Annotated in this window: 21 protein-coding genes and 1 tRNA gene; 8 read left to right on the top strand and 14 right to left on the bottom strand. The window is 73.3% G+C overall.

Annotated elements, in window-relative coordinates; all coding sequences use genetic code 11:
• Nucleotides 1–46: 46 nt before the first annotated feature.
• The 6 genes from FE251_RS02050 to FE251_RS02025 are packed head-to-tail and all read right to left on the bottom strand — an operon-like array spanning nucleotide 47 to nucleotide 7367.
• Entirely contained in the window at nucleotides 47–1987 is a 1941-nt protein-coding gene (locus FE251_RS02050) for an allophanate hydrolase-related protein (RefSeq protein ID WP_139947621.1), read from the bottom strand.
• Entirely contained in the window at nucleotides 1984–2670 is a 687-nt protein-coding gene (locus FE251_RS02045; protein WP_139071279.1) for a cysteine hydrolase family protein, read from the bottom strand. Before FE251_RS02045 ends, FE251_RS02050 begins: the two co-directional genes overlap by 4 nt.
• Entirely contained in the window at nucleotides 2667–3683 is a 1017-nt protein-coding gene (locus FE251_RS02040) for a carbamate kinase (RefSeq protein ID WP_139071278.1), read from the bottom strand. Before FE251_RS02040 ends, FE251_RS02045 begins: the two co-directional genes overlap by 4 nt.
• Nucleotides 3680–5053: a YlbE family protein gene (locus FE251_RS02035; protein ID WP_139071277.1), complete on the bottom strand. Its 1374-nt coding sequence runs from the start codon at nucleotides 5051–5053 to the stop codon at nucleotides 3680–3682. The genes FE251_RS02040 and FE251_RS02035 overlap by 4 nt, the downstream gene beginning before the upstream one ends.
• Complete coding sequence (fdrA, locus tag FE251_RS02030; protein WP_223147556.1) at nucleotides 5050–6537, bottom strand: acyl-CoA synthetase FdrA; 1488 nt, start codon at nucleotides 6535–6537, stop codon at nucleotides 5050–5052. The genes FE251_RS02035 and fdrA overlap by 4 nt, the downstream gene beginning before the upstream one ends.
• Nucleotides 6534–7367, bottom strand: coding sequence for an oxamate carbamoyltransferase subunit AllH family protein (locus tag FE251_RS02025; protein ID WP_139071276.1), 834 nt, complete (start codon nucleotides 7365–7367; stop codon nucleotides 6534–6536). The genes fdrA and FE251_RS02025 overlap by 4 nt, the downstream gene beginning before the upstream one ends.
• A 95-nt stretch (nucleotides 7368–7462) precedes the next feature.
• Here FE251_RS02025 and FE251_RS02020 point away from each other — a divergent pair, with 95 nt between their 5' ends.
• The 5 genes from FE251_RS02020 (at nucleotide 7463) to FE251_RS02000 (ending at nucleotide 13326) form a co-directional block, all read left to right on the top strand.
• Nucleotides 7463–8995, top strand: coding sequence for a PucR family transcriptional regulator (locus tag FE251_RS02020; RefSeq protein WP_139071275.1), 1533 nt, complete (start codon nucleotides 7463–7465; stop codon nucleotides 8993–8995).
• A gap of 10 nt (nucleotides 8996–9005) precedes the next feature.
• Nucleotides 9006–9593 (top strand): tetratricopeptide repeat protein, encoded by a 588-nt coding sequence (locus tag FE251_RS02015; RefSeq protein ID WP_139947619.1) that lies wholly within the window; start codon nucleotides 9006–9008, stop codon nucleotides 9591–9593.
• Between the two features lie 161 nt (nucleotides 9594–9754).
• A complete protein-coding gene (locus tag FE251_RS02010; protein ID WP_230976508.1) occupies nucleotides 9755–10774 on the top strand; it encodes a diacylglycerol/lipid kinase family protein in 1020 nt (339 codons plus the stop codon).
• 207 nt (nucleotides 10775–10981) lie between these two features.
• A complete protein-coding gene (locus tag FE251_RS02005; RefSeq protein ID WP_218013584.1) occupies nucleotides 10982–12424 on the top strand; it encodes a purine-cytosine permease family protein in 1443 nt (480 codons plus the stop codon).
• A gap of 20 nt (nucleotides 12425–12444) precedes the next feature.
• Nucleotides 12445–13326, top strand: coding sequence for a polysaccharide deacetylase family protein (locus tag FE251_RS02000; RefSeq protein WP_139947617.1), 882 nt, complete (start codon nucleotides 12445–12447; stop codon nucleotides 13324–13326).
• Nucleotides 13327–13388: 62 nt separating this feature from the next.
• Here the strand turns inward: FE251_RS02000 and FE251_RS01995 are convergent, their stop codons facing one another.
• Entirely contained in the window at nucleotides 13389–15293 is a 1905-nt protein-coding gene (locus FE251_RS01995) for a BCCT family transporter (protein WP_139947615.1), read from the bottom strand.
• Between the two features lie 204 nt (nucleotides 15294–15497).
• On the opposite strand from FE251_RS01995, the gene gadC reads away from it, so the two are divergent.
• Nucleotides 15498–16976: a putative glutamine/gamma-aminobutyrate antiporter GadC gene (gadC, locus tag FE251_RS01990; RefSeq protein ID WP_139947613.1), complete on the top strand. Its 1479-nt coding sequence runs from the start codon at nucleotides 15498–15500 to the stop codon at nucleotides 16974–16976.
• A 35-nt stretch (nucleotides 16977–17011) separates the two neighbouring features.
• On the opposite strand, the gene FE251_RS01985 is transcribed toward gadC, so the two are convergent.
• Nucleotides 17012–18697 (bottom strand): 3-ketosteroid-delta-1-dehydrogenase, encoded by a 1686-nt coding sequence (locus FE251_RS01985; RefSeq protein ID WP_139947612.1) that lies wholly within the window; start codon nucleotides 18695–18697, stop codon nucleotides 17012–17014.
• 124 nt (nucleotides 18698–18821) lie between these two features.
• On the opposite strand from FE251_RS01985, the gene FE251_RS01980 reads away from it, so the two are divergent.
• Nucleotides 18822–19376: a TetR/AcrR family transcriptional regulator gene (locus FE251_RS01980; RefSeq protein ID WP_168202622.1), complete on the top strand. Its 555-nt coding sequence runs from the start codon at nucleotides 18822–18824 to the stop codon at nucleotides 19374–19376.
• On the opposite strand, the gene FE251_RS01975 is transcribed toward FE251_RS01980, so the two are convergent.
• The gene (locus FE251_RS01975) at nucleotides 19377–19925 is read right to left on the bottom strand and encodes a putative immunity protein (protein WP_139071924.1); all 549 of its coding nucleotides are present in this window, start codon (nucleotides 19923–19925) and stop codon (nucleotides 19377–19379) included.
• An 84-nt stretch (nucleotides 19926–20009) separates the two neighbouring features.
• Nucleotides 20010–20085 (bottom strand) — tRNA-Ala (locus FE251_RS01970).
• 136 nt (nucleotides 20086–20221) lie between these two features.
• Between FE251_RS01970 and FE251_RS01965 the strand changes: the two genes are divergently transcribed.
• Nucleotides 20222–21445: an arginine deiminase gene (locus FE251_RS01965; RefSeq protein ID WP_139947608.1), complete on the top strand. Its 1224-nt coding sequence runs from the start codon at nucleotides 20222–20224 to the stop codon at nucleotides 21443–21445.
• 134 nt (nucleotides 21446–21579) lie between these two features.
• On the opposite strand, the gene FE251_RS15415 is transcribed toward FE251_RS01965, so the two are convergent.
• From FE251_RS15415 to FE251_RS01945, 4 genes are read right to left on the bottom strand one after another with little or no spacing between them, the layout of a single operon-like run.
• Nucleotides 21580–22551 carry a hypothetical protein gene (locus FE251_RS15415; RefSeq protein ID WP_168202621.1) on the bottom strand — a complete coding sequence of 324 codons (972 nt, stop codon included), beginning with the start codon at nucleotides 22549–22551 and terminating at the stop codon, nucleotides 21580–21582.
• A 4-nt stretch (nucleotides 22552–22555) separates the two neighbouring features.
• Complete coding sequence (locus tag FE251_RS01955; protein WP_230976507.1) at nucleotides 22556–23173, bottom strand: GNAT family N-acetyltransferase; 618 nt, start codon at nucleotides 23171–23173, stop codon at nucleotides 22556–22558.
• Nucleotides 23173–24387: a molybdotransferase-like divisome protein Glp gene (gene glp, locus FE251_RS01950; RefSeq protein WP_139947606.1), complete on the bottom strand. Its 1215-nt coding sequence runs from the start codon at nucleotides 24385–24387 to the stop codon at nucleotides 23173–23175. The genes FE251_RS01955 and glp overlap by 1 nt, the downstream gene beginning before the upstream one ends.
• On the bottom strand, nucleotides 24384–25349 hold the full coding sequence (locus FE251_RS01945; protein WP_139947604.1) for a UTP--glucose-1-phosphate uridylyltransferase: 966 nt from the start codon (nucleotides 25347–25349) through the stop codon (nucleotides 24384–24386). The genes glp and FE251_RS01945 overlap by 4 nt, the downstream gene beginning before the upstream one ends.
• Nucleotides 25350–25367 lie beyond the last annotated feature (18 nt).

Genomic DNA, 25367 nt, shown 5'->3' with positions numbered 1-25367 from the left:
CCGGAGGCGCCCCCGCCGGGGACGCCTCCGGTGCCGTGCCGCGGGCTCAGCGAGGGACCGTCGCCGTCGCCGCGCGGTACTGCCGCCAGCCACCGTGGCTGGTGATCTCGGGGTGCTGCTCGGCGCGCTCCCGCCCGAAGAGGATTCCGGGCACCACCCGCCCGTCGGCGAGCTCGACGGGGCCGCGGTAGAGCCCGGGCGGCTCCCCCTCGATGACCTTGAGGAGCACCTCGGTGGGGACGAGGTAGAGCTCGCCGCTGATCGAGGCGCCGGTCTCGCCGGGCCCGACCTCGTACATGCCCGGGTGGACGTCGCCGATGGTGTGCACCCGGTAGCGGGGTGCGGTGGCCGTCTCCTCGACGAACTCCGCGCCGGTGAGGTTGTCGTGCAGCTCCAGGCCCCGCATGAGGGTGCCGTTGACGAAGAGCACCTCGTCGTCGAGCGGGCGGTCGGTGTCGTGCCGCTCCTTCCACCCGAACCCGGCGAGGACGATGCCGAGGAACAGGTAGCCGATGGTGACACCCGGGGAGGCGTTGACCGCGACCTCGACCGCGTTGATGAGGCCGAAGAAGGAGAGTACGGCGGCGATGCCGGCGGTGATCGCCGCGGCGTACATCCGCCGGTCGATGACGAAGCAGGCGATGGCACCGACGAGGATGCCGACGAGCACGGCGCCCTGGCCGAGCAGGTGCAGGCCGTCGTAGACGACGCCGTTGGCGACGAGGACGTCGATGCCGACCTCCTGGGCGGTGGTGCCCGCGGAGGACAGCGCGTTGTTGATCTGGCCGGTGGCCCACTCGGCGATGCTCGGGATCATCGCCAGGACGATGGCCGGCGCGTAGCGGCGGGCGTTGACGTTGAACGCCTGCGCCCCGATGACCAGACCGATGTAGAGGAGCACCGGGACGAGCGCCTGCATCGGGAAGACGGCGAGGAACAGGCCGACCACCCCGGTGAAGCAGACGACCGCGACGACGACGCCGGTGGCCAGGGAGTAGCCGATCCGGCCGCCGACGGCCTTCCAGCCCGGGTGGCCGATGTAGACGGCAGGCGGGAAGGGTGAGCCGAGGAAGGAGCCGATGATCGCGCCGAGGCCGTCGGCGGCGAGCACCTGGCGGGCGGAGTACCGGTCGCCGGCGGCGGCGGCGGACTCGACGTTGGTCATGCCCTCGGTGAAGTTGTAGATGCCGAGCGGGATGGCCGAGGCGAGCAGCGGGGCGATGTCCGCCATGCCGGTGATGACGTCGCCGGTCGGGAAGGGCAGCCGGAGCGCGAGGTCGCTCACCGCCTGGGAGACGGCGCTGGGCTCGAGGATGCCCGACCAGCCGGCGGCGACGGCGATCCACGCGATGACGGTGGAGACGATGACGGCGAGCAGCCCGACCGGGACGCCGAAGGGCATCGGCCGGTTGGCCAGCCACCCGACGAGGATGAAGCCGAGGGCGACGAAGGCGATCCAGGGGGCCTGCCACATCTGAGCGGCCGGGCTCATCGAGATGAAGGTGATGGAGATACCGGCGAGGGCGCCGAGGAGGGCGGCACGGGGGGTGATCTTGCGCAGCCAGGGACCGAACATCGCCCCGAGGAGGACGATGACGCCGATGATGAACGCCCAGGTGAGGCCGGCGCGCCAGGCGGCGAGCGGGTCACCGGTCGACAGCGCGACGGGCAGCATGACGACGAAGACGACGATGAAGGTGTGCGGCACGCTCGGCCCGTAGGGCAGCGCGGTGACGTCGGTGCGGTTCTCCCGGCGGGCGAGGCGGCGGGCGAGGATCGCGTACCAGATGTTGCCGAGCGGCAGCGCGATGCCCAGGGCGGGCAGGATCCTGCCGTAGACGGTGTCGCCGGGGATCTGGACGACCGTGAGGCACAGCCCGGTGAGGACGATGACGTTGAGCAGGACGTTGGTGCCGAGGCCGAACAGGCCGTTCCAGTCGCCCTTGGTCCACCACTTCAGGCGGGGACCGGTCGCGGTGGCGCTCATCGTCCCGCTCCGTCCTCGGTGGCGCCGAGCGCGTCGAGGAGCTGCCCCGACTGCCCGACCCAGCCGACGATCGCGCCCTGGGCGGAGAACATCCGCAGCGCCGACTCGTGGAACTCCGGGAAGTAGGAGCTCGTGCAGTCGGCGAGGACGAGGCACTCGAAGCCCCGGTCGTTGGCCTCCCGCGCGGTGGACTGCACGCACACCTCGGTGGTGACGCCGGTGACGACGAGCTGGGTGATGCCGCGGGCGCGGAGGATGGTCTCGAGGTCGGTGGCGTAGAAGGAGCCCTTGCCCGGCTTGTCGAGGACGACCTCGCCCTCGACGGGCGCGAGCTCGGGGATGATCTCGTGGCCGGCGGAGCCGCGGACGAGGAGGCGGCCCATCGGGCCCTCCTCACCGATGCGCAGGCTCGGGTTGCCGCGGTCGCGCTTGGCGGGGAAGAGGTCGGCGAGGTCGGGGCGGTGGCCCTCGCGGGTGTGGATCACGGGCCACCCGCGCCGGCGGAACTCCGCGAGGACCCCGCGGGTGGGCTCGATGGCGGTACGCAGCGTCGAGACGTCGTTGCCGAGCGACTCCCCGAAGCCACCGGCCTCCATGAAGTCACGCTGGAAGTCGATGCACAGCAGGGCGACGTGGTCCGGGTCCAGTGGGAAGGCGAACGGGTCCGCTTTCACGGTGATCATGGCAACTCCTGTTCCTGGCGGGGGGTGGGGATCATGTGGAGGTCGGGACCGACGTGGTTCCCGGCAGTGAGGTGGGTCCCGGTCCGTCCGGTGAGCGCGTCACGGAGGTTGGGCAGGGACGTGATGATCGCGTGCTGGCCGCCGGCGTCGACGAAGGCCAGCGCCGACTCGACCTTGGGGCCCATGGAGCCGGCGGGGAACTCCCCCGCCGCGAGGTGCTCGCGCATCTCCTGCGCGGACACGGTGCGCAGGGCGCGCTGGCGCTCGGTGCCGTAGCCGACGTAGACCTCGTCGACGCCGGTGACGAGGACGAGGGTGTCCACGCCGGTGCTCGCGGCGAGCAGCGCCGAGGCCCGGTCCTTGTCGATGACGGCGTCGACCGAGCGCCACCCGGCCTCGTCGCGCGCGACCGGGATGCCACCGCCCCCCGCGGCGACGACGACGGCACCGGACTCCATGAGGACCCGGATCTGCTCGGACTCCACGATGTGGCGCGGCCGCGGGCTCGGGACGACCCGGCGGAAGGTACCCTCGCCGGTCTGGGTGACGCGCCAGCCCTCCTCGGCCGCCCGGCGGCGGGCGACCTCGGCACCCATGACGCCGCCGATCGGCTTGGTCGGGTCGTCGAAGGCGGGGTCGGCGGCGTCGACCTCGGCGTGGGTGAGGACGGTGACCGCCCGCTCGGGACGCCCGCGCCGCACGAGCGCGTTGTCCACAGCGACGGAGAGGATGTGGCCGATCCCGCCCTGGCTGTCGGCCACGGCGAGCCACAGCGGCAGGTCGGGCAGCCCCTCGACGTCGGCCTCGGCGGCGACGAGCTCGCCGCGGCGCAGGATGTAGCCGACCTGCGGCCCGTTGCCGTGGGTGACGAGGACGGTCCACCCGTCGCAGACGAGGTCGGCGACGAGGTCGCCGAAGGTAGCTGCCCGCTCCTGCTGACGCTGGACCGAGCCCGGCTCCCCGTCGAGGACGAGGGCGTTGCCGCCGATCGCGACGAGCGCCGTGCGGGTCAACGCCCGGCCTCCTCGTGCAGCGCGGCGACGGCGAGGAGGAAGACCTCGGGCGGCGCCTCGACGATGCCCGCGCCGATCTGCCCGATGCCGGCCTCGCGGTGGGCGATGCCGGTGTTGATGACGGGCAGGACGCCGGTGTCGAGCACCTTGAGGACGTCGATGCCGCTGGGGCTGCCGGCGAAGTTCAGCGGCGGGAGCGGGTAGGCGGGGTGCGGGCCGAGGGTGATGCGGCGCATGCGCACCGTCGTCTCCAGCGCGTCGTCCGGCGTCCCGCCGACGAACTTCGTGATGGCCGGGGCGGCGGCCATCGCGAACCCGCCGATCCCGAGGGTCTCGGTGATCGCGGAGTCGCCGAGGTCGGGGTTGGCGTCCTCGATGCCGTAACCGGGGAAGAAGAGGCCGTCCGCTGGGCCGACCGGGGCGGTGAACCACCGGTCGCCGGTGCCGGCGACCCGCAGCCCGAACTCCACCCCGTTGCGCGCCATCGCGGTGACGAGCGTCGAGCAGGGGACCCCGTTCGCGGCGTCCATCGCGAGCTTGGCCGCCGCCATGGAGATGTTGAGCGCGAAGTGGTCGTTGCCCCCGAGGAACTCCAGCACCTCGACGCCGCGGTCCTGCTGCGCGACGGCCGGCGCGAGCTTGCGGGTGAGCAGACTCGTGGCCGCCATGTTGCGGTTGTGGCCCTCGTCGCCCATCGCGAGCGCCTGGCCGATGAGGGAGGTGACGTCGAGCGGGCCGTGCACCTGGAGCGCGGCGTCGAGCACGGGGCCGAGCACGTCGCGCATCCAGCGCAGCCGGGTGACGACCTCGTCGTCGAAGGCGCCGAAGCGCAGCACCTTGCCCAGGCCCTCGTTGAGCGAGGAGAAGGCCCGACGGCCCTCGTCCTCGACGACGACGACGGGCATCGACGGGGCGAGCACGCCGGCCATCGGGCCGACCGCCCCGTGGTGGTGGCAGGGCGCGACGCTGATCTGCCCGGAGTCGAGCAGCTCCTCCGCGCCCGCCCGGTCCTGCGCCCAGCCCTCGAAGATCGCGGCGCCGACGAGCGCGCCACGCATCGGGCCGCACATGCGCCCGACCTCGATGGGCGGCCCGGCGTGGAGCAGCGTCCTGCCCTCGGCGATGCCGGGGACGACGTCGCGGGCGGGCCGGACGCCCACGAGGCGAGGGCGGACGGCGTGCACCCGGGCGATCGCCTCGGCGTTGGCCTCACGGGTGGCAGGGGTGTCGAGCGCGACCGCCCGGGCAGCGGCGAGCGCGTCCCCGAACGCCGGCGGGCGCCAGTCGAGCTGGACGACGTCGGCGGGCGGCACGGCCTCGACGATGACCGGCAGTCCCGCGTTGAGGACCCGGACTCCGGTGGTGATCATGCGTTCTCCTCGGGGGTGGCGCCCACGAGCGCGGCGGCGGCGCGGGCGGCGGCGGCGTTGGACGGGTGGACGAGGACCCCGGCCTCCTCGAGGACGGCGCGCTGGGCGTCGAACCCCTGGGGGTCGGCCGCGGTCCCGCAGACGGACCCGAGGACGCGCAGCTCGCGTCCGTCGGCGGCGGCGGTGGCGATCGCCTCGCGGACGGCGTCCGCGAGCGGGGTCGCGGGGTCGGTGCTGGCGCCGTGGCCCAGGACGAGGTCCACGAGGAGCACCCCGACGTCGCGGCGGGCGCCGGCGGCGACGACGTGCTCGGAGCGGGCGGCAGGGTCGATCATCGGGTGTGGCCGGCCGGTGGTGAACTCGTCGTCACCGAGGTCGAGGATCTCGGCGGTGACCCCGGCGCGGCGCAGCACGACCGCCGACTCCGCGGCGAGGGTGCCGCCGGTGTAGAGCCCGAGGACCCCGCGCGCGGAGGGTGCCGGGGGCAGCGGTGGCGCCTCCGCCAGCCGCAGGCTCGTGCCGAGCAGCTCGGCGACGGCGGCTGCGCCACCCTCGAGCGTGCCGCGCACGGTCACCGGGCCGTCGGCGTCCTCCATACCGAGGAGGCAGGCGACGGCAGGCTTGCCCAGGCCCGCGAGCCGGTCGAGCAGCCGCTGCGCCACCTCGGGCGCGGGCGGCTTGGAGACGACGATGACGACGCGCGTCGCCTCGTCCTGGGCGAGGAGGTCGAGGGCGAGGTCGGTCATCCGGCCGCCGACCTCGACGGACAGGTCGCGCCCGCCGACGCCGATGAGCTGGGAGACGCCGGAGCCGGCGCCGTCGACCAGGCTGGCGACCTCCTGGGCGCCGGTGCCGGACGCCGCGACGATGCCCACGGGCCCCGGGGCGACGACGTTGGCGAAGCCGAGGGGCACGCCGTCGATGATCGCGGTGCCGCAGTCCGGGCCCATGAGGAGCAGTCGCTGCTCGACGGCCAGCTGCTTGAGCCGGACCTCCTCGGCGAGGGGGACGTTGTCGGAGAAGCAGAAGACGTGCAGTCCTGCCTTGAGCGCCTGCTCGACGACGACGGGGGCGTAGGTGCCGGGCGTCGAGACCGCCGCGAGGGTGGCGGGCGCGCCGCCGTCGCGCTCGGCGACGGCGAGGGCCTCGGCGATGGTCTGCGGGGCGACCTGCGCCCGCGGCCCGGACGGGGCGGCGACGGCCGTGAGGCCCTCCTCGGCGACGGCGAGCGCCTCCTGCACGATGTCGTCGTCCGCGCCGCGGACGACGATGACGAGGTCGTCGGGTGCGACGTCGAGGTCGGCGGGACGCATGTCGGACCGTTCGAGGATCTCGATGTTGGCGGGGGTGCCCATGACGGCGCCCACGCGCACGACGCCGTCTCGGCGCTCGACGGTCGAGGCCAGGGCCATGAGGGTCACCGAGTCCCGGTACAGCCGTGGGAACACCAGGGACCCGAGAACGGTCTGGGGGATGGCGCTCACGCGCTTCTCCTGTCTGTCGGTGGGATGTGGACGGTGGTGGGCGCGGACGTGACGAGGGCGGCCGCGGCCACCCCGCTCGCCAGGTCGAGTCCCGAGCTGGCACCCCACGCGCGGGCGGCGCGCACGGTACCCGGGACGAGCGCCGGGTCGGCGAGGGCGGCGACGAGGGTGTGGACGCGCTCGGCGACGTGCCCCTCGATCGCGGCGGCGAGCTCGTGCCGCGACAGCGCGGTCGTGCGGTCGAGCAGGTCGGGCAGTGCGCGGCGCACGGCCGCGGCGGCGAGGGCGGCCCCGGACCGGTCGAGGCCGGCGAGCACGCCGACGACGACGTCGTCCCCCGCGGGCGTGGAGCCCGGTCCGGCGCCGACGAGGGCGGTGAGGTGCGCCCCGATGTCCGCTGGCCGCGCGAGGGCCGCGGCCACGAGCTCGCGGGCGGCCCGGCGCTGGGGTGCCGGGCTCATCGGCCCGGTGGAGCCGGTGGCGACGCACGCCGCCCAGAGCGCGACGGCAGCGCGCCGGTCCACCGGCCCGGGGGTGAGGGTGAGGTCCTGCCAGGAGACGCTGGGGGTCTCGGCCCAGCCCGAGACGTCGAGGGTGGCGCTACGCCGTGCGGTGTCCGCGAGGGCGCGCAGATCGGCCTCCGGGATGCGGGCGCCGCCGGGGACGAGCCCGTGTGCCGGGCCGGTGACCGGGAGCAGGCGGGCGCCGTCGGCGAGGAGCACGACCGACTGTCCGACATGGACGACATGGACGATCTCGGCAAGGGGCCACGGTGTCGTCCCGCGCCCGAGGCGAGCTTCCGTCGGCACCGCCGCCGTCTCCCTGGACATACAGACAACGTAGGGTTCGGGTGGGGCCCGGGGCAGCGTCCGAAACAGACGGCGTCCGCGCCTGCCGTTGTCCGAAAGTGACAGTGAGGGATGCAATGAGCCACGTGACGGTCCGGGAGATCATGACCCTGACACCCCTGGCCGGGACATACGTCCTGGGGGGCTCGGACGGTCTGGACCGGGCGGTCTCCGGCGTCAACGTCATGGAGGTCCCCGACATCGAGCCGTACGTGACGGCCGGGGAGCTCCTCCTCACGACGGGCTACCCCGTCCGCGAGCGCCCGGAGCGGCTCGTCGAGATGCTGCCCGAGCTGGCCGCCCGCGGGCTCGCCGGCCTGGCGATCAAGCCGCTGCGCTACCTCGACCGGCTCCCCGACAACCTCCGCGAGACGGCCGAACGGCTGCGCTTCCCGGTCCTCATCGTCCCGGACCACACCTCCTTCAACGAGGTCATCGGAGCCGTGCTCGCCGTCGTCCTGGCCGACTACGGCGCCGAGCCCTCTCGCGCCGAGGCGATCCGCGAGCGGCTCACCGGGGTCGCGCTCAGCGGCGGCGGGCTGCGGGAGATCGCCCGCACGCTCGCCGGGGCGCTCGACCGGCCGGTGACGGTCATCGACGAGGAGGGCGTGGTCCTCGGCGCGAGCGACGCGACGTCGTTGCACACCGTGGCGGCGGGTCCGGCCGCGACCGGGACGGCGGAGGACTCCCGGCGGTGGCGGTTCGCGATCAGCGTCGCGGGCGCCCGCCGGGGCGAGATCGTCGTCGGCGGGGAGCAGGAGCCGACCCTCGGCCAGCGGCGCATCATCCGCCAGTCCTGCTTCGCCGCCGGCATGCACATGGCGCAGGCGCTGGCGAGCATCGAGCTCGACCGGCGGCTGCGGGTGCTCTTCCTCGAGGAGATCGTCACCGGGCCGCGGATGGACGAGGGGGCGCTGCGCCAGCGCGCGCGCCTGCTCGGCTGGCATCTCGACGGGCCGCACGCCGTCCTCCTCGCGACGTGCGGTGCCGAGCTCGGCGACACCGCGGTCGCCCAGGCCGCCGAGCGGGCGCTCGGCCCCGACGCGCTCGCGTGGTGCCGGGGGCGTGCCGTCGTGGCGATCACCGGGGTGTCCACGTGGGAGCGGGCACCGGAGCGTCGCTGGCAGGAGGAGCTCACCCGCCTGGGCGGCGGCCCGGTCACCGTCGCGGCGGGGTCCGTCGTCGCCGAGCCGGCCGCGCTGGCCACCAGCCACGGCGCCGCGCAGGAGGCACTGCGCGTCGCGCAGCTGACGGGGCAGGCCGCCGTGCGCCACGAGAACCTCACCCTCGAACGGCTCATCCTCGCCGCACCGCCCCAACAGCTGCGTGAGTTCGTCGAGCAGCAGGTCGGGGACCTCGTCCGGCACGACGAGCAGACCGGCGGGGACCTGTGCCGCACGCTCGAGGTCTACCTGGGCCTGGGCAACGCGGCGGAGGCAGCCCGACAGCTCTACATCCACTACAACACCCTCAAGCACCGCCTCGTACGCATCGCCGAGCTCACCGGCACCGACCTCCACGACCCGCGCGCCCGCCTCCAGCTCGCCTTCGCCCTCGAGGTGCGGGCGCTGCTCGGCGAGACACACGCCGACGCCCCCCGCTCCTCCTAGACTCGGGCACATGCGCTCACCGATCTCCGAGGACGACGTCGACGAGCTCGAGCTCTCCACGCCCGACCACCGGCGCGTCGCCGACCAGCTCATCGAGTGGGGCGACCACCCCCACCCCAGGGACGAGCTCTCCGCCCGTGAGCTGCTCACCGCGGCGGGGGAGCAGCTCGAGCTCGCCGGGGACCCGGAGGCCGCCGAGGTCGTCTACCGCCGGGCCGTCGTGGCCGAGGGCGTCAGCGAGCTCGATCCCCGCTCCCACCTCATGGCCCTGCTGCTCGAGCGGGGTGACACCGAGCAGGCGCTCGTCCTGGACACCGAGCTGCGCCGGAGCCGACCGTCCGACGCCGCGACCTACGAGTACATGGCCGACGTGTGGGCCGACCACGGCGACGACCGCCGAGCCCTGGGCTGGGTGACGCGCGGGATCCTCGCCCACGAGGAAGGCCCGGGCTTCTCGGGCACCGACTTCGCGATGCTCTGTCTGATGCGCTGGCGCATCCGTGAGCGCGAGGGCCAGGAGCCCGACGACTACGACCTCGTGGGGATCGGCCTGGACGAGCGGCTCGACCGCGCCCAGGAGGAGCACCGGCCGCACTGACGCAGTCCGGGGACCTGCCCATGTGTCGGGAAGCACCGCGGGATCGCACCCACCCGCTGACCGGCAGCTGACACCGCGCGCTGGGGCTGAGGCACACCGGCCCACGGACCCCCTTCTTCGCCCGTCGCGCCCCGGCATCCTTCAGCGCACATACTGACGACGTGACCCACGAACACCAGCCGCGCGACCCGACGGGTGGTCCGACCCTGAGCGACGGCGTTGACCCTGCCGACCGGCAGCGCGTCAAGCGCGACGGCCCGCTCCACACGGCCGTCGTCGTCAACCCGGTAAGGGTCGAGAACCTCGACGAGCTGCGCACCACCATCGAGGCAGCACTGGCCGAGGCGGGGTGGCCGGCCCCGCTGTGGTTGGAGACGACCCCGGAGGATCCCGGGGCGGGACAGGCCCGCCGGGCGGTCGAGGACGGTGCCGAGGTCGTCTTCGTCAGCGGTGGGGACGGGACCGTTCGCTCGTGCATCGAGGGCCTGGCCGGCACGGAGGCCGCGCTCGCCGTGCTGCCGGCCGGCACCGGCAACCTGCTGGCGGCCAACCTGGGCCTGCCGGACGAGCCCGCCGAGGGTGTCCGGCTCGCCGTCGACCGCGGCCGCCACCTCCTCGACCTCGGCGAGGTCGACGGTCAGCTCTTCGCCGTCATGGCCGGCATGGGCTTCGACGCGAAGCTGCTCGACGACGCCTCGACCACGCTCAAGGCCCGCATCGGCTCACCCGCGTACGTCCTCTCCGCGCTCAAGCACCTGCGCGACCGTCCGATGCACGTCGAGATCCGCGTCGACGACGACCCGCCCCTCCGGCGGCGCGCCCGCACCGTCATCATCGGCAACGTCGGTCGCCTCCAGGGCGGCGTCCGCCTCCTCGCGGATGCCGAGCCCGACAACGGCCGGCTCGACGTCGCCATCCTCAGCCCCCGCCACCTCTCCGACTGGGCGGCCCTCGCGTGGGGCGTCCTGCGCCGACGCGACCGCGTGCGCCGGATGGAGGTGCTCCGGGGCTCGCGAATCACGGTCACCAGCGACCGGGAGCAGCCCTGCGAGCTCGACGGCGACGTCATCGAACCGCGGCGCACCCTCACCGCGTCCGTACGGCCCGGGGCGCTGTGGTTGTGCGTCTACCAGCCCGACAGCAGCGCGGACCTCGTCGAGGGCTCACCCAAGGAGCGGTAGCGCCACGCGCCGGACCCCGCTCGGCCGAGGGACCACCTGCATCCGCTGCCGGCTCGGGTCCGGCCCGCGAGGGCAGCGAGACGGCGGGCCACGACGCCGCTCGCTGAGCCGTTCCCGGACGCGTCACACGGTTGTCATCTTCCAGGGAGTACGCTCCGCAATTACCACGCATGGACGTGGTATTTGCTCATCCTTTAGGAGGAAAGTGTGACCAAGGGAGCCGTCGTGCCGGAGGAGACCGCGCACGACCACGAGGAGTACATGCTCGAGCCAGTCCCGCCGGAGGCGCGACGCGGCACCTTCGGGCTGGCGATGGTCTGGGTCGGGTTCGGCTTCGTCGTCACCGGCCTCATCGTCGGCGGTCAGCTCGCCGGTCAGGGCGGCGCCGCCGGCATGCCGTTCGGGCTCGCGATGTCGACCATCGCGACCGGTGAGCTCATCCTCTTCGCCCTCACCGTGCTGCTCGGCATCCCGGCCATGCGCACCGGCTTCAACCTCGCGCTGCTGTCCCGCTTCTCCTTCGGGAGCAAGGGCTTCGCGGTCCCGATGGTCGTCATGGCCCTCCTCACCCTCGGCTGGTTCGCCTCGATCCTCGGCATGATCGCCGACATCTGGGGCAGCCTCCTCGGCAACCCCACCGGGATCACCGTCATCGACCCGGCCTCCTTCGGACGTCCCGACGTCGCCCCGGTGAGCCTCGAGGTCGTCCTCAGCTGCATCGCCTTCGGCGCCCTGTTCACCTGGACCGCCTACCGCGGCATCGCCGCGATCGAGAAGGTCGCCATCCCGGTGGCACCGTTCGTCCTCATCGTCGCCCTCGGCGTCGGCGCCGGGATGCTCTCCGACAACGGCGGCTGGGGCACGATGGTCGAGACCGCCTCCACCCAGTCCGGCCTCGGCTTCGGCTCCGGCGTGACGATCGTCGTCGGCGCCTGGATCGCCGGCGCGATCATGGGCGCGGACATCATGCGCTACGCGAAGAACGTCGGCGCGGTCCTCATCGGCGCCGGGGCGTGCTTCATCCTCACCAACCCGGTCCTCAACGTCGTCGGCTACATCGGCGCCGTGACCACGGGCGACTCCAACTTCGTCAACTGGATGTACGACCGCGGCATCCTGCTCGCGATCATCGGCGTCATCGTGTGGACCACCTCGCTGTGGACGACGAACAACTCCGAGCTGTACTCCAACTCCCTCTACACCGGCCCCGCGCTCAACGCCTTCGGCGTGCGGGTCAAGCGCACCAAGATCGTCCTCATCGTCGGCGTCATCGGCACGATCCTCGGCTCGCTGGCCTTCTACCAGCTGTTCTTCGTCGACTTCATCACCGTGCTCGGCGCCGCCTTCGTCCCGCTCGTCGGGCCGATCCTCGCCGACTACTACCTCGTGCGCCGCAACGAGTTCACCGCCGAGTCCTACCGCCGCCAGCCGGCGGTGCGGTGGCCGGGCGTCATCTCCTTCCTCGTCGGCGCGACCCTGGGCCTGCTGTTCCAGTACGTCTGGCCGCTGCCGTTCGGCTTCTCCTCGGGCATCGCCGCGCTCCTCATCACGGTCGTCCTCCACGTCGTCCTCCACTACGCGCTGCGCGGCCGGACCTCCGGCCCGGTGGAGGATGTCACCGGGGAGCCCGTGACGCGCACGGCCCACTGAGCGAGAGAGAGGAACTACCCATGGCCAAGGACATCAAGGTCTGCATCGGCGTCCACGTCGACGCGGTGGCCGGATGGCTCGGCTCCTACGGCGGCCAGGACTCCCCCAACGACATCCAGCGGGGCATGTTCGCCGGCGAGGTGGGCGTCCCCCGCCTGCGTCGCCTCCTCCAGCAGCGCGAGCTGCCCGCCACGTGGTTCGTGCCCGGCCACTCGATCGACACCTTCCGCCGGGAGATCGGTGACGTCGCGGAGGCCGGCTTCGAGATCGGCTGCCACGGCTACAGCCACGAGAACCCGGTGGCGATGACCGCCCAGCAGGAGGCCGACGTCCTCGGGCGCTCGATCGAGCTCGTCAAGGGGCTCACCGGCAGCGCACCGACGGGCTACGTCGCGCCGTGGTGGGAGATGAGCGAGCGCACCGCCCAGCTCCTGCTCGACAACGGATTCTCCTACGACAACTCCCAGAGCTACGACGACTTCAGCCCGTACTACGCACGGGTCGGGGACACGTGGACGCACGTCGACTACTCCAAGGACGCCGCGGAGTGGATGAAGCCGCTCATGCGTGGCCGTGAGGTCGACCTCGTGGAGATCTCGGCGAACTGGTACGTCGACGACCTGCCTCCGATGATGTTCATCAAGGCGAACGCCAACTCCCACGGCTTCGTCGCCCCGCAGGTCATCGAGCAGCTCTGGAAGGACCAGTTCGACTGGGTCTACCGGGAGATGGACTACGGCGTCTTCCCCTTCACCATCCACCCGGACGTCTCCGGCCGGCCGCAGGTGCTGCTCATGCTCGAGCGCATCTTCGACTACATCTCCGGGCACGACGGGGTGGAGTGGCTGACGTTCGACGAGGTCGCCACCGACTTCCGCCGCCGGGTGCCGTTCAGCGGCTGACCGACGACGAGGGGCCCGGGCGCGCAGTGCGCGCCCGGGCCCCTTCGTCCACCCGCTCGAGGTCAGCCGTCGGTCTGACGCCCGGCCACGCTGTCGGGCAGCTCCTCCTCGACCTCGCGCAGCGCCGAGTCGGTGTACCACTGGGTGAGGGCGGGGTCGTCGCTCTCGAAGCCCGCACCCGCTCCCTCGTCCCCCTCCACCTGGGCGATGTCGAAGACGAAGTCGTCGCCGTGCTCGTCGATGCCGCGGCGCACACCCTGACGGATCGCGGCGAGCGCGTAGCGACGGCGGATCATCATCGGGTCGTGCCGCAGGTCCAGTGCCCAGGCCACCATGATCCCGATGAGGATGACCGTGAAGGGCAGCGCGGTGGTGACCATGATCGCCTGCAGACCCGACAGCGCGTTCTGGCCGCCCGCCAGCAGCAGGAACAGCCCGAGGAGCCCGAGCGCCACGCCCCACACGATCGTCACCGACCGAGAGGGGACCGGACGGCCGGACTGCGACATCGAGCCCATGACGTTGCTCGCCGAGTCCGCCGCGGTGACGAAGAAGATGACGATGGCGACGAGGCAGAGCACCCACATGACCGGGCTGAGGGGGAGGTTGCCGAGGACGTCGAACATGACGTTCTCGCCGGCGCCCTCGACACCCAGGCCCACGCCGTCGAGGCTCATCCGGATCGCGGTCCCGCCGAAGATGGTGAACCAGGCGAGCGAGATCGCCGACGGGACGAAGACGACGACGGCGACGAACTGCCGCAGCGACCGTCCCTTGGAGATCTTGGCGATGAACATCCCGACGAAGGGCGACCAGGAGATCCACCACGCCCAGTAGAGCGTGGTCCACGCGGTGAGGTACTCCTGCTGCTCGGCGCCCTGGCCCGCGAAGACGGCGAGCATGTCGGGCAGGTTGCCGGCGAAGGCGATGAGCGAGGCCGGGAAGAGGTCGAGGAGGAAGAAGGTCGGTCCGGCGAGCAGCGCGAAGACGGCGAGGACGACGACGAGCGTCATGTTCGCGTTGGACATCAGCCGGATGCCCTTCTTGATGCCGGCGACGGCGGAGAAGGTGAAGACGACCGTGAGCACGCTGATGGTGACGACGACGAACGGGGTGCCGAGCTCCTGCCCGGTGACGATCGAGGTGCCGGTGCGGATCTGCAGGGCGCCGATGCCCAGCGAGGTCGCCGTGCCGAAGAGCGTGACGAGGACGGCGAAGATGTCGATGACCTTGCCGAGCACGCGGTGGTTGCCGTCGGCGAAGACCGGCTCGAACAGCGAGGAGATGAGCGGCAGGCGGCCGCGCCGGAAGGAGGCGTAGGCCAGGGCGCCGCCGACGAGCGCGTAGATGCACCAGGCGAAGGTCGCCTGGTGGAGGAAGGAGGAGGCCATCGAGGGCAGGATCGCCTCGGGCGTGCCTCCCTGCGCGTCGGTCCACGGCGGGGGCGTGAGGAAGTGGCTCAGCGGCTCGAGCGGCCCGTAGAAGATGAGGGCGATCCCCAGGCCCGCGGCGAAGAGCATGGAGATCCACGACGCCGTCGAGTACTCCGGGGTGCTGTCGTCCGCGCCGAGCCGGATGCGACCGGTGGGACCGAAGCCGACGACGAGCATGAAGATGACGATGGCGACGACGGTGCCGTTGAACAGCCAGCCGAAGCGGGCCACGACCCAGCTCTGCATGCTCGTGCCGACGTCGTTGAGGTTGGTGGGGGCGGCGATGGCCCAGACGAGCACGGCGAGCGCGACGAGGAGGGCGACGACGAAGACGCTGCGCCGTGTGCGGAAGCGGACGCCGGTGTCCTCGACGCTGATGCCGGGCACGAGGCCGGGGTGGATGCCGAAGGCGGGCTCGGTGGTGGCGGTGCGGATCGCCCGGCGCACGCGTTCACCGGCGCGTTCCGGCCGGCGGCCGTCCTCACGCGTCTCGGTGGCGCCGCCCGGCGTGGAAGGACTCGGGTGGTCGGTCATGGTCGAGCAGATTAGCGGCGAGGCCGCGCGACCGCCCAAGCACGTGAGATGCGCCTCATTCCCGCGGATCCGCGCATCTCTCCTCCCGCGACCCGGCCGCAGGGGCCGTGTTGCGGGTCCTCGGGGCGGGAGTAGCGTCGAGGCGGTCGGGCCGGGTCCGCGGCCGGGGACCCTGGTTTTTGCGCGTCACGTCGGGGGGTGGCGGTGTCTGCGAGCTCAGGGCGCGCCCCCACGAAGGCCTCCGGCACGATCACCGTCTTCGGGCTCGCACTGCTCAACATCACCGCGGTCGTCTCGCTCAACGACCTCCCCTCCGAGGCCGAGTACGGGCTGAGCTCTGTGACGTACTTCCTCTTCGCGGCGGTCTTCTTCCTCGTGCCCGTCTCGCTCGTCGCGGCCGAGCTCGCCACCGGCTGGCCGGAGAAGGGCGGGGTGTTCCGTTGGGTGGGCGAGGCGTTCCGCGGCCGGCTCGGCTTCATGGCGATGTTCCTCCTGTGGGTCCAGGTGTGCGTGTTCGTCCCGACGTCGCTGACCTTCGGGGCGGTGGCCCTGGCCTACATCAACCCCGACGAGTCCGAGGCGCAGAGCCTCGCCGGGACCCCCGCCTTCGTGCTCGGGGTCGTGCTCGTCGTCTTCTGGATCGCGCTGCTCGTCGCGCTCCGGGGTACCGGCGGCTACGCCACGATGGCCAAGTGGGGCGGCGTCGTCGGCGTCTTCGTCCCGATCACCGTGCTCGTCGGCTTCGCCGTCGCCTACGCGGTGGCCGGCAACGTCCCGGAGATGGACGTCGCCTGGGGCGAGCTCCTGCCCGACTTCGCCGGCCTCAGCACCGTCGTGCTCGCCGCGAGCATCTTCCTCATGTACGCCGGCATGGAGATGAACGCCGTCCACGTCAAGGAGGTCGACAACCCGACCCGGAACTACCCGATCGCCATCTTCCTCTCCGCGATCGTCACGGTGCTCGTCTTCGTCCTCGGTGCGCTCGCCATCGCGTGGATCGTGCCCCGGCGGGACATTAACCTCACCGAGGCCATCCTCGTCACCTACATCGACGTCTTCCGGTGGGCGGGCATCCCGTGGGCGTCCTCGGTCCTCGCGGTCATGCTCGCCGTCGGCGTCCTCGTCAACGTCACGACGTGGGCGGCCGGCCCGTCGACCGGTCTGCTGGCGGTGGCCAGGGCCGGCTACCTGCCCCGGGCGTTCCACCGCACGAACAGGCACGGCGCCGCAGTGACGATCATGGTGCTCCAGGGGTGCATCGTCACCCTCGTCTCGATCCTCTTCGTCCTGCTGCCCTCGGTGCAGTCGGCCTACCAGATCCTCAACCAGCTCGCGAACATCCTCTACCTCACGGTGTACCTGCTGATGTTCACCAGCGTCATCCGGCTGCGCTACACCCAGCGCGACCGGCCCCGGCCCTTCCGGCTGGGCCGGTCCAACACCCTCGTGTGGGTCGTCGCCGGGGCGGGCCTGCTCGCGTCCTCGCTCGCCTACGTCCTCAGCTTCGTGCCGCCCGACCAGATCAACGTCGGCAGCCCCGGCCTCTACGTGGGGATCCTCGTCGCGGCGACCCTCGTCATGTACGCGCTGCCCAACCTCGTCTACCAGTTCCGTGCCCCGTCCTGGGACACCGCCGACCCCGACTTCGAGCCGTTCACCTGGGAACGCCCGCGGGCGGGGTGACCGGGCTGCCCGGTCACCCCGCCCGCGTACTCGTCCTACAGGGCGGCGGCCATGTCCAGGGCCGCGAGGTGCCCGAAGACCAGGCCCTGGCCGATCGTCGCGCCGGCGCCGGGGTAGGTGTCCCCGAAGGCGTTGGCCGCGGTGTTGCCGATGGCGTACAGACCGGGGACGACGTCCCCGTCCTCGCGAAGGACGCGGGCCCGCTCGTCCACCGTGAGGCCACCGCACGTGCCGAGGTCGGAGAGCACGACGCGCACGGCGTACAGCCCGCCGGACAGCGGCCGCAGGTTGGGGTTGGGGGTGACCGTCGGGTCGCCGTAGTAGCGGTCGTAGGCGCTGGCGCCCCGCTGGAAGTCGTGGTCGATCCCCGTGCCGGCCATCTCGTTGAACCGGGCGACGGTGGCGGCGAAGTCGGCCTGCGGCACCCCCATGGCGGTGGCGAGGTCCCCGGGGTTGTCGGCGCGCACGGCGATCCCGGCGTCGTACCAGGCCTTGGGCAGCGGCATCCGCGGGAAGACGCCGCCGGCGAGGACGTAGCTGTTGCGGTAGCGCTGGTCGAAGACGAGCCACATGTCGGTGACCGGGGACCCGTCGGCCTCCCTGCGCAGGATCTCCTGGCCGAAGGACATGTAGTCGGTCGCCTCGTTGATGAAGCGGCTGCCGGTCTGGTCGACGATCATCGAGCCGGGCAGCGACCGCTCGGCGAGCAGGACGGAGGGCTCACCGTCACCCACCGGCGCGACGGCGGGGAACCACCAGGCCTCCGCCATGTGGTCGACGCCCGCGCCGAGCGCCCGGCCGGCGGCGATGGCGTCACCCTCGTTGCCCTCGGAGCCCAGGCTCCAGTGGCCCAGGCGCGGGGACTGGTACTCGTGGCGCATGGCCATGTCGTGGTCGAAGCCGCCGGCCGCGAGGACGACGCCGCGGCGCGCGGTGACGGTGACCCGGGTGCCGTCCTGCTCGACGACGGCGCCGGTGACCCGGCCGCCGTCGGTGAGGAGCTCGACGAGGGAGGTACGCGTCCACACCGGGACGCCGGCGCCGATGAGCCCGGCGAACATCCCGGCCGCGAGCGCCTGCCCGCCGGCCGTGTACTCACGGCCGATGAGCTTGCCGCCGAGGCCCTGGACGACACGCTTGACGATGCGGGGCAGGGACCGCAGCGGGGTGCGGGTCATGAGGTTCATCCACTTGTAGTCCGCCCCCGTCACCGGCATCGGGACGGGCGCCTCGACGACGCCGGGCCGCAGCCGGCCACGCTCGTCCCCGAGCACCGAGGCGTCGAAGGGGTGGCACTCGCAGGACCGGCCGAGGGCCGAGCCGCCGGGCTTCTCCGGGTGGTAGTCGGAGTAGCCGCGGGCCCAGAAGAACTCCATCGGGGTGGTGCGGGCGAGCATCGCGACGGCGTCCGGTCCGTGGTCGAGGAAGGCCTGCCAGCGCGTGCGGGAGGAGGTGTCACCGACGACGGCGGCGACGTAGTCGCGGTCCATCTCCGGGGTGGCGGGTGAGCCCTCGGAGCGCAGCGTGTCGTTGCCGGGGATCCAGAAGGCGCCGCCCGAGCGCGCCGTCGACCCGCCGACGTACTCGGTCTTCTCCACGACGAGCACCGACATGTCCTGGTCCCGGGCCGAGAGTGCGGCGGCCATGCCCGTTCCCGAGCCGACGACGAGGACGTCGACGGTGGTGTCCTGGGCTCGCGGTCCTGCTGGCGTGCTGCTCACGGGTGCTCCTCGTTGAATCGGGCCGTGGGGGCCTGCCCCAACGGCTGCTGACCTCGTGCTCCGCACTGTACTAGTCGATCGGCAAGGGGAAACTGGTACCACAATGGGGCCGGGAGGTGGCACCGTGCCGAGAGGGGACTCGTCCGCGGACCGGATCCGGTCCTGCGCGCTGGAGCTGTTCGCGCGCCACGGGGTGGCCGGGACGTCGCTGCGGATGATCGCCGAGGAGCTCGGCGTCACCAAGGCGGCGGTGTACTACCACTTCCGCAGCAAGGAGGAGATCGTCCAGGCCGTGCTCCACCCGGCCGTCCGCACCTTCGACGAGCTGCTCGCCGCCGTCGGCGTCCTCCCCGTGGAGCGGCGCGCCGCGGCGCTCGTCGACGGGCTCGCCCGCCAGGCGGTCACCCACCGCCAGCTCTACGCCGTCGTCCTCAAGGACGTCGCCGCTGCCGCGCTGTCCGCCGGGCGGCCCGACCACGCCCGCACGTTCCAGCGCCTGCGCGACACCCTGGCCGGGCCGGACGGCGACGGCCCCGCGCTCGTGCGGGTGAGCATCTTCCTCAGCGGGCTCGTCGGCCCCGCCATCGAGGCGGACCTGGCCGACCTCGACGACGCCGAGCTCGAGCGGGCGATCGCCGAGGCCGGGTACCGGCTGCTCGGGCTCACGCAGGCCGGCTAGTCAGTCGGAGGCTGCGGGGCTGCTCAGCCGAGCCTGGATGTCCCGGATGGTCGGGGCGAGCGCACTCGACGTGAGGAGGCCCTGCCCGAGCGGCCCGGACGGGTCCTGCCCGAGCAGCGGCAGGCGCGACAGCGCGGCGCGGGCCTCAGCCGTCATGTGGTCCAGCTGCCAGCGGATCTCGTCGCGACGGGCCTGCTCCGGGTCGCTCGCCACGAGAGCCGCGGCCCTCGCTGCATAGGCCGCCGCTCCCAGGGCGTGGGCGCCCATGTGCGCGACGCCCGAGGCCTGCCCGGCGGACCGCGCGGCAGCCACCGCGGCGGGACTCCTCGCCGCCCCGGCCGCGCGCCCTGCGACGAACCTGCGTCGGATCTCACCCGCCGCGTCCAGCTCGCCACGGCCGAAGGCTCGAGCACGCTCGACGGCGTCGCGCACGCGGCCGTCCTGCGGGGCGTCGGCCTCGAACAGCGGCAGGACACGCTCCGCGCAGTCGGCCGCCCACAGCGCCACCCGGCGCCGCTCGGCCTCGCTGAGCGTCTGCGCGGATGCCATGGGCACACTCTCCCAGCGGCCCGCGCACGGTGTCCGGGAAACGCGAGAGGCCGCCGTCCCGGTGTCCGGATCGGCGGCCTCTGCTGGTGGAGCTAGGGGGATTCGAACCCCCGACCTTCTCATTGCGAACGAGACGCGCTACCAACTGCGCCATAGCCCCTTGAGCATCGCCAACTTTAGCACCGCCGTCGGCGGGGAGTGAACCGGCACCGGCGTTGACGTGGGTCACAGTGGGCCGGGCGCTGCCGCCGACGCTACGTTGTTGCGCACCCCAGCCCCCGACGACGAGGAACCCGATGACCTACCACGTGGACTCCGAGGTCGGCCGTCTCCACCAGGTGATCCTCCACCGGCCGGGCCCGGAGATGCTGCGCCTCACCCCGCAGAACCGCGACGAGCTCCTCTTCGACGAGGTGCTCTGGGTCGAGCGCGCGCAGGAGGAGCACGACGCCTTCGCCGCGGCGCTGCGGGAGCAGGGCGTCGAGGTCCGCTACCTCACCGGGCTCCTGCGCGAGACGCTCGAGGTGCCGGCCGCGCGGCGGCTCGTCGTCGAGAGCACCTTCGACGCCGGGCTCCTCGGTGCGGCGGGTGTCGAGCCGGTGCTCGAGCTCGTCGAGACCCTCGACGCCGGGGAGCTCACCACGCTGCTCGTCGGCGGCCTCACCAAGCGGGAGCTGCTCGAACGCATCCCCGAGCCCCGCTCGATCGCGCTCCACGTCCTGCGCCCGGACGACTTCGTGCTCCCCCCGCTGCCCAACCACCTCTACGCGCGCGACGCCTCCGCGTGGGTGTACGACGGCGTCGGCGTGAGCAACATGCGCAAGCGCTCCCGGATGCGCGAGTCCCTTCACTACCAGGCGGTCTACCGCTTCCACCCGGACTTCGCCGGGGTGAGCTTCCACCTGTGGAGCGGCGCCGGTGGCCGCGGCTCGACGAGCGTCGAGGGCGGTGACGTCCTCGTCCTGGGGCGGGGCGCGGTGCTCGTGGGGATGAGCGAGCGGACCACCCCGCAGGGGGTCGAACGGGTGGCCCAGCGGCTCTTCGAGACCGGCTCGGCCACGCAGGTCGTCGCGCTCGCCCTGCCCCAGCAGCGCTCCTTCATGCACCTGGACACCGTGATGACGATGGTCGACGACCACACGATCATCGAGTACGCGGGGCTCGGCCCGCTGCCCTCCTACCGGATCACGCCCGGCGACGCCGACGGCGAGCTCGTCGTCACCGACCACCCCCCGCAGGAGATGCACGACTCCATCGCCCAGGCGCTGGGCGTCGAGGCCCTGCGCGTCCTCACCCCCGCGCAGGACTCCCTGAGCGCCGAGCGCGAGCAGTGGGACGACGCGTGCAACGTCCTCGCCCTCGCCCCGGGCGTCGTCGTCGGCTACGAGCGCAACACGACGACGAACGCCTACCTGCGCTCCCACGGCGTCGAGGTGATCACCGTGCCCGGCGGCGAGCTCGGCCGCGGCCGCGGCGGGCCGCGGTGCATGAGCTGCCCGACCGTCCGCGACGGCATCTGAGCGCGACCGCGTCTGAACACGAGCGCGGGTGAGACCGCCGACCGCGGGCGCGGTGTCACCCGCGGTCGGCGGTCTTGCGCGCGGTCGGCGGGATCGCGCGCGGTCGTACCCGGCTGAGTGAGGGCGGTGGCCTGTCAGGCGCTGGCGGCGCGACGGCGGGCGAGGACCGAGTCGAGGTCCAGACCGCGCGCGGGGCCGACGAGCGGCGCCGGGGCCTCCTGCGGCTGCGGGTCGGCCACCGGGGCGTACGGGGAGCCCGCGAGGCCCGACTCGAGGACCGGCTCGGTCACGGTCCGAGCGACCACCGGCTCGGGTGCCTCGTAGGGCGCGATGTCGCGGCGGGGGGCGGCGGCCTTGAGCGTGTAGGACGGCGCAGGCACCGGCACCGGCGTCCACGGGGCACCGGTGGCGGCGGGTGCCGTCACGGTCGGCGCGGCCTCCTCGACGGCCGGTGCGACCGCCTCCTGCGCGGGCGCCTCGACGGCGGGCTCCTCGCGCGGCGCGGTGACGGCCGGACGGGTGACGACCCGGCGCGGCTCGGCCCGCAGCTCGAGGCGAGCCATCGCCGCACGGTCGGCGGCGTTGCGGCGGGCGGCGACCTTGGCAGCCCGCCGGCCCAGGACCAGGACGACGACGAGCAGCACCGTGGGCACGACACCGAGCGCGAGCGACATGCCCGACACCCCGACGGCGCTCCAGCCGGCGGCGCCGGCGGCGGCCAGGAGCAGGGTGAGGACGAGTCGGCGCCGGGCGGCAGCCTTGCGGCGGCTGATCTCGGCGGCACGGGCCGCACGGGCGGCGGCCAGGCGGCGCGCCTCGGCGGCGGCCCGCTCGCTCGGGGTGGTCGGCCTGTTCACGGCGGGTGCCTCCGTCCGTCGTCGTGGGTCGTGCAGATAGGGGCGGTTCTCGCGGGTGCCGTGGTGCTCCCCGGGGGACGGGCGGCGCGCCGTCGCCCCCGTGCCGACCACCCGCAGGGTGGTGGAGAAGCGGTCCTCGACCCGCGCCTCGGCCAGCTGCTGCCGGCTGTTGACCAGGGTCGGGACCAGGTACCCGAACAGGACGACGGCGAGCGCGAGGATCACCCAACCCTGTACGTCCACGAGCATGAAACTATCCGTGGGCCGGACCACTTCCGGGGACGTCCCCGGCGTGTCTCCCCCGGCTGCGCCGCCAGCGCTCGAGCAGCCCCTCGGGCACCTCCTCGGCGAGGAGGGCGAAGGTGCGGTGGTCGCGCCAGTCACCGGCGATGTGCAGGTAGCGGCGGCGCACCCCCTCGTCACGGAAGCCCAGCTTCTCCACGACCCGCAGGCTCGCCGTGTTCTCCGGCCGGATGTTGATCTCCAGCCGGTGCAGGCCCAGCCGGGTGAAGCAGTCGTCCGCCGCCATCGCGACGGCCGTCGGGACGATCCCGCGGCCCGCGAGGTCCCGGCTCACCCAGTAGCCGATCGAGGCGCTGCGGGCCGCGCCCATGACGATCGAGGAGACCGACAGCTGGCCGACCAGCTCGCCCTCGACCTCGATGACGAACGGCAGCCCTTCCCCGCGCCGGGTCTGCCGCCGGCACTGGGCGACGTAGGCGGCGAACCCCACGGGCGGGCCGGGGACCGGGCTCGTGGCCTCCCACGGCGCCAGCCAGGCGGCGTTGGCGGCGCGTACCTGGTGCCACGCCGCGCGGTCGCGGTAGCGCAGCGGCCGCAGGCGCACGCCGTCCTCCTCGAGCACGACCATCAGGCGTCGAGCACCAGGCATGACAGCGCGGTTCCCTCACGGACCTCGGTGAGGTCCTCCGGCACGACGGCGAGCGCGTTCGACCGGGCGAGCGCGGAGAGGAGCAGCGTCCCGGGCGCCCCGGCAGGGGTCGCCCGGTAGCCCTCCTGCGGCGAGCCGGCGAGGGTGACGCGGACGAACTCGCGCCGCCCGGCCGGGGAGTACCAGCCCGTGGTGACGGTCGCCCGGACCGTGGGGCGGTAGAGGTCGGCGTAGCCGGCCATCGCGCGCACCGCCGGGCGGACGAACACCTCGAAGGCGACCTGCGCGGCCACCGGGTCCCCGGGCAGCGCGAGGATCGGCGTCCCGTCCCCGACGTGCCCCACGCCGAGCTGGCGCCCGGGCCACATCGCAACGTTGTCGAAGCGCACCGTGCCGAGCGGGCCGAGGACCTCCTTGACGGTGTCGTTCGACCCGTGGCTCAGCCCGCCCGTCGTGACGACGAGGTCGGCGCGGACGAGCTGGTCCTCGAGCGTCTCGCGCAGCGGGCCGCGCTGGTCCGGGACGGCCGCCACCCGGTAGGTCGCGACGCCGACGTCCTGCAGCGCCGCGGCCAGCGCGTGGCCGTTGGCGTCGTACACCTGGCCGGGCCGGGCGGTCGCGCCGGGCTCGACCAGCTCATCCCCGACGGACACGACGACGACGCGCGGCCGCGGGTGGACGGTGACCCGGCCCCGCCCGACGGCGGCGAGGAGCGCGACCTGACGGGCGCCCACCCGCTCCCCCGCGCGCAGCACGACCTCCCCGTCGCGCACGTCCTGGGCGCGCGGGCGGACGTTCTCGCCATGCGCGGCGGCCGTGCGGATCTCGACCTTCGCGGTACCGCGGTCGGTCTGCTCGACCGGGACGACGGCGTCGGCCTCCAGCGGCAGCGGTGCACCGGAGGCGATGCGCACGCAGCTGCCGGCCGGGAGGCGGGTCGGGTCGACGCTCCCGGCGCGGATCTCGTCGAGGACGCGCAACGCGACCGGGGCGGCGGGGCCGGCGGTCGCGACGTCGGCGGCACGCACCGCGTACCCGTCGAGGGCGGCGACGTCCGCGAGCGGCAGGTCCCGCGTGGCGAGCACGTCCTCGGCGAGCACGCAGCCGACGGCGTCGGCGAGGACCACCTCGAGCGGGGGTTGAGGGCCCACCGCCGCCAGGCAGGCGGCGAGGTGCTCCTGGACGCTCCTCACCGGGCGGGCAGGGACGCGGCCGGGTCCGAGCTGAGCTCGACGTGGCGGCCGGCGACGAACTGCTCGAGCCAGGCGGAGAACTCCGGGCCGAGGTCCTCACGGTCGACGGCGAGCTGGACGACCGCCTTGAGGTAGTCGAGCTTGTCGCCGGTGTCGTACCGCAGGCCGCGGAAGACGACGCCGTGCACGCCGCCGCCCTCCTCGCGGGGCATCCGGGCCAGCGTCTGCAGCGCGTCGGTCAGCTGGATCTCCCCGCCCCGGCCCGGCTCGGTCCGCTCCAGGACGTCGAAGACGGCCGGGGAGAGCACGTAGCGGCCGATGACGGCGAGGTTCGACGGCGCCTCGTCGGCCGAGGGCTTCTCCACCAGCTCGGTGACGGAGACGACGTCGCCGTCGGGGATCCCGGCGAGGGACACCGGCTCGACGGCGGCGGCGCCGTAGAGGCTGATCTGGGAGGGCTCGACCTCGAGGAGCGCGACCACGGAGCCGCCGAGCCGCTGCTGGACCTCGATCATCGTCGGCAGGATGGGGTTGCGGGCGTCGATGAGGTCGTCACCGAGGAGGACGGCGAAGGGCTCGTGGCCCACGTGCTCACGACCGCACAGCACCGCGTGGCCCAGGCCCTTGGGCGCCCCCTGGCGCACGGCGTGGATGTCGGCGAGGTCGGTGGGGCGCTGCACCTCGGCGAGCCGGTCGGCGTCGCCCTTGGCCTCGAGCGCGGCCTCGAGCTCGGCGTTGCGGTCGAAGTGGTCCTCGATCGCCGACTTGCCGCGGCCGGTCACGAGGAGGACGTCGCGGATGCCCGCCGCCGAGACCTCCTCGACGACGTACTGGATGGCCGGCCGGTCGACGACCGGCAGCATCTCCTTGGCGACCGCCTTGGTGGCGGGGACGAACCGGGTACCGAGTCCGGCCACGGGCACGACTGCCTTACGGACCGGGATGACGTGTGGCTGCTCCATGGCCGCAGGCTACCGACC

Source organism: Georgenia wutianyii (genome assembly GCF_006349365.1).
Lineage (GTDB): Bacteria > Actinomycetota > Actinomycetes > Actinomycetales > Actinomycetaceae > Oceanitalea > Oceanitalea wutianyii.
Note: the sequence above shows the minus strand (reverse complement) of the source record. Positions and strands in the feature narration are given on the sequence as shown.

Excerpts from the sequence above, each read along its gene's own strand:
- FE251_RS02025 (WP_139071276.1), bottom strand. The coding sequence starts at position 7,367 with ATGTCCAGGGAGACGGCGGCGGTGCCGACGGAAGCTCGCCTCGGGCGC.
- FE251_RS02050 (WP_139947621.1), bottom strand. The coding sequence starts at position 1,987 with ATGAGCGCCACCGCGACCGGTCCCCGCCTGAAGTGGTGGACCAAGGGC.
- FE251_RS02045 (WP_139071279.1), bottom strand. The coding sequence starts at position 2,670 with ATGATCACCGTGAAAGCGGACCCGTTCGCCTTCCCACTGGACCCGGAC.
- FE251_RS02000 (WP_139947617.1), top strand. The coding sequence starts at position 12,445 with ATGGCCAAGGACATCAAGGTCTGCATCGGCGTCCACGTCGACGCGGTG.
- FE251_RS01955 (WP_230976507.1), bottom strand. The coding sequence starts at position 23,173 with ATGGTCGTGCTCGAGGAGGACGGCGTGCGCCTGCGGCCGCTGCGCTAC.
- FE251_RS15415 (WP_168202621.1), bottom strand. The coding sequence starts at position 22,551 with ATGCTCGTGGACGTACAGGGTTGGGTGATCCTCGCGCTCGCCGTCGTC.
- FE251_RS01945 (WP_139947604.1), bottom strand. The coding sequence starts at position 25,349 with ATGGAGCAGCCACACGTCATCCCGGTCCGTAAGGCAGTCGTGCCCGTG.
- FE251_RS01965 (WP_139947608.1), top strand. The coding sequence starts at position 20,222 with ATGACCTACCACGTGGACTCCGAGGTCGGCCGTCTCCACCAGGTGATC.
- FE251_RS01975 (WP_139071924.1), bottom strand. The coding sequence starts at position 19,925 with ATGGCATCCGCGCAGACGCTCAGCGAGGCCGAGCGGCGCCGGGTGGCG.
- FE251_RS01995 (WP_139947615.1), bottom strand. The coding sequence starts at position 15,293 with ATGACCGACCACCCGAGTCCTTCCACGCCGGGCGGCGCCACCGAGACG.
- FE251_RS02020 (WP_139071275.1), top strand. The coding sequence starts at position 7,463 with ATGAGCCACGTGACGGTCCGGGAGATCATGACCCTGACACCCCTGGCC.
- FE251_RS02015 (WP_139947619.1), top strand. The coding sequence starts at position 9,006 with ATGCGCTCACCGATCTCCGAGGACGACGTCGACGAGCTCGAGCTCTCC.
- FE251_RS02035 (WP_139071277.1), bottom strand. The coding sequence starts at position 5,053 with ATGATCACCACCGGAGTCCGGGTCCTCAACGCGGGACTGCCGGTCATC.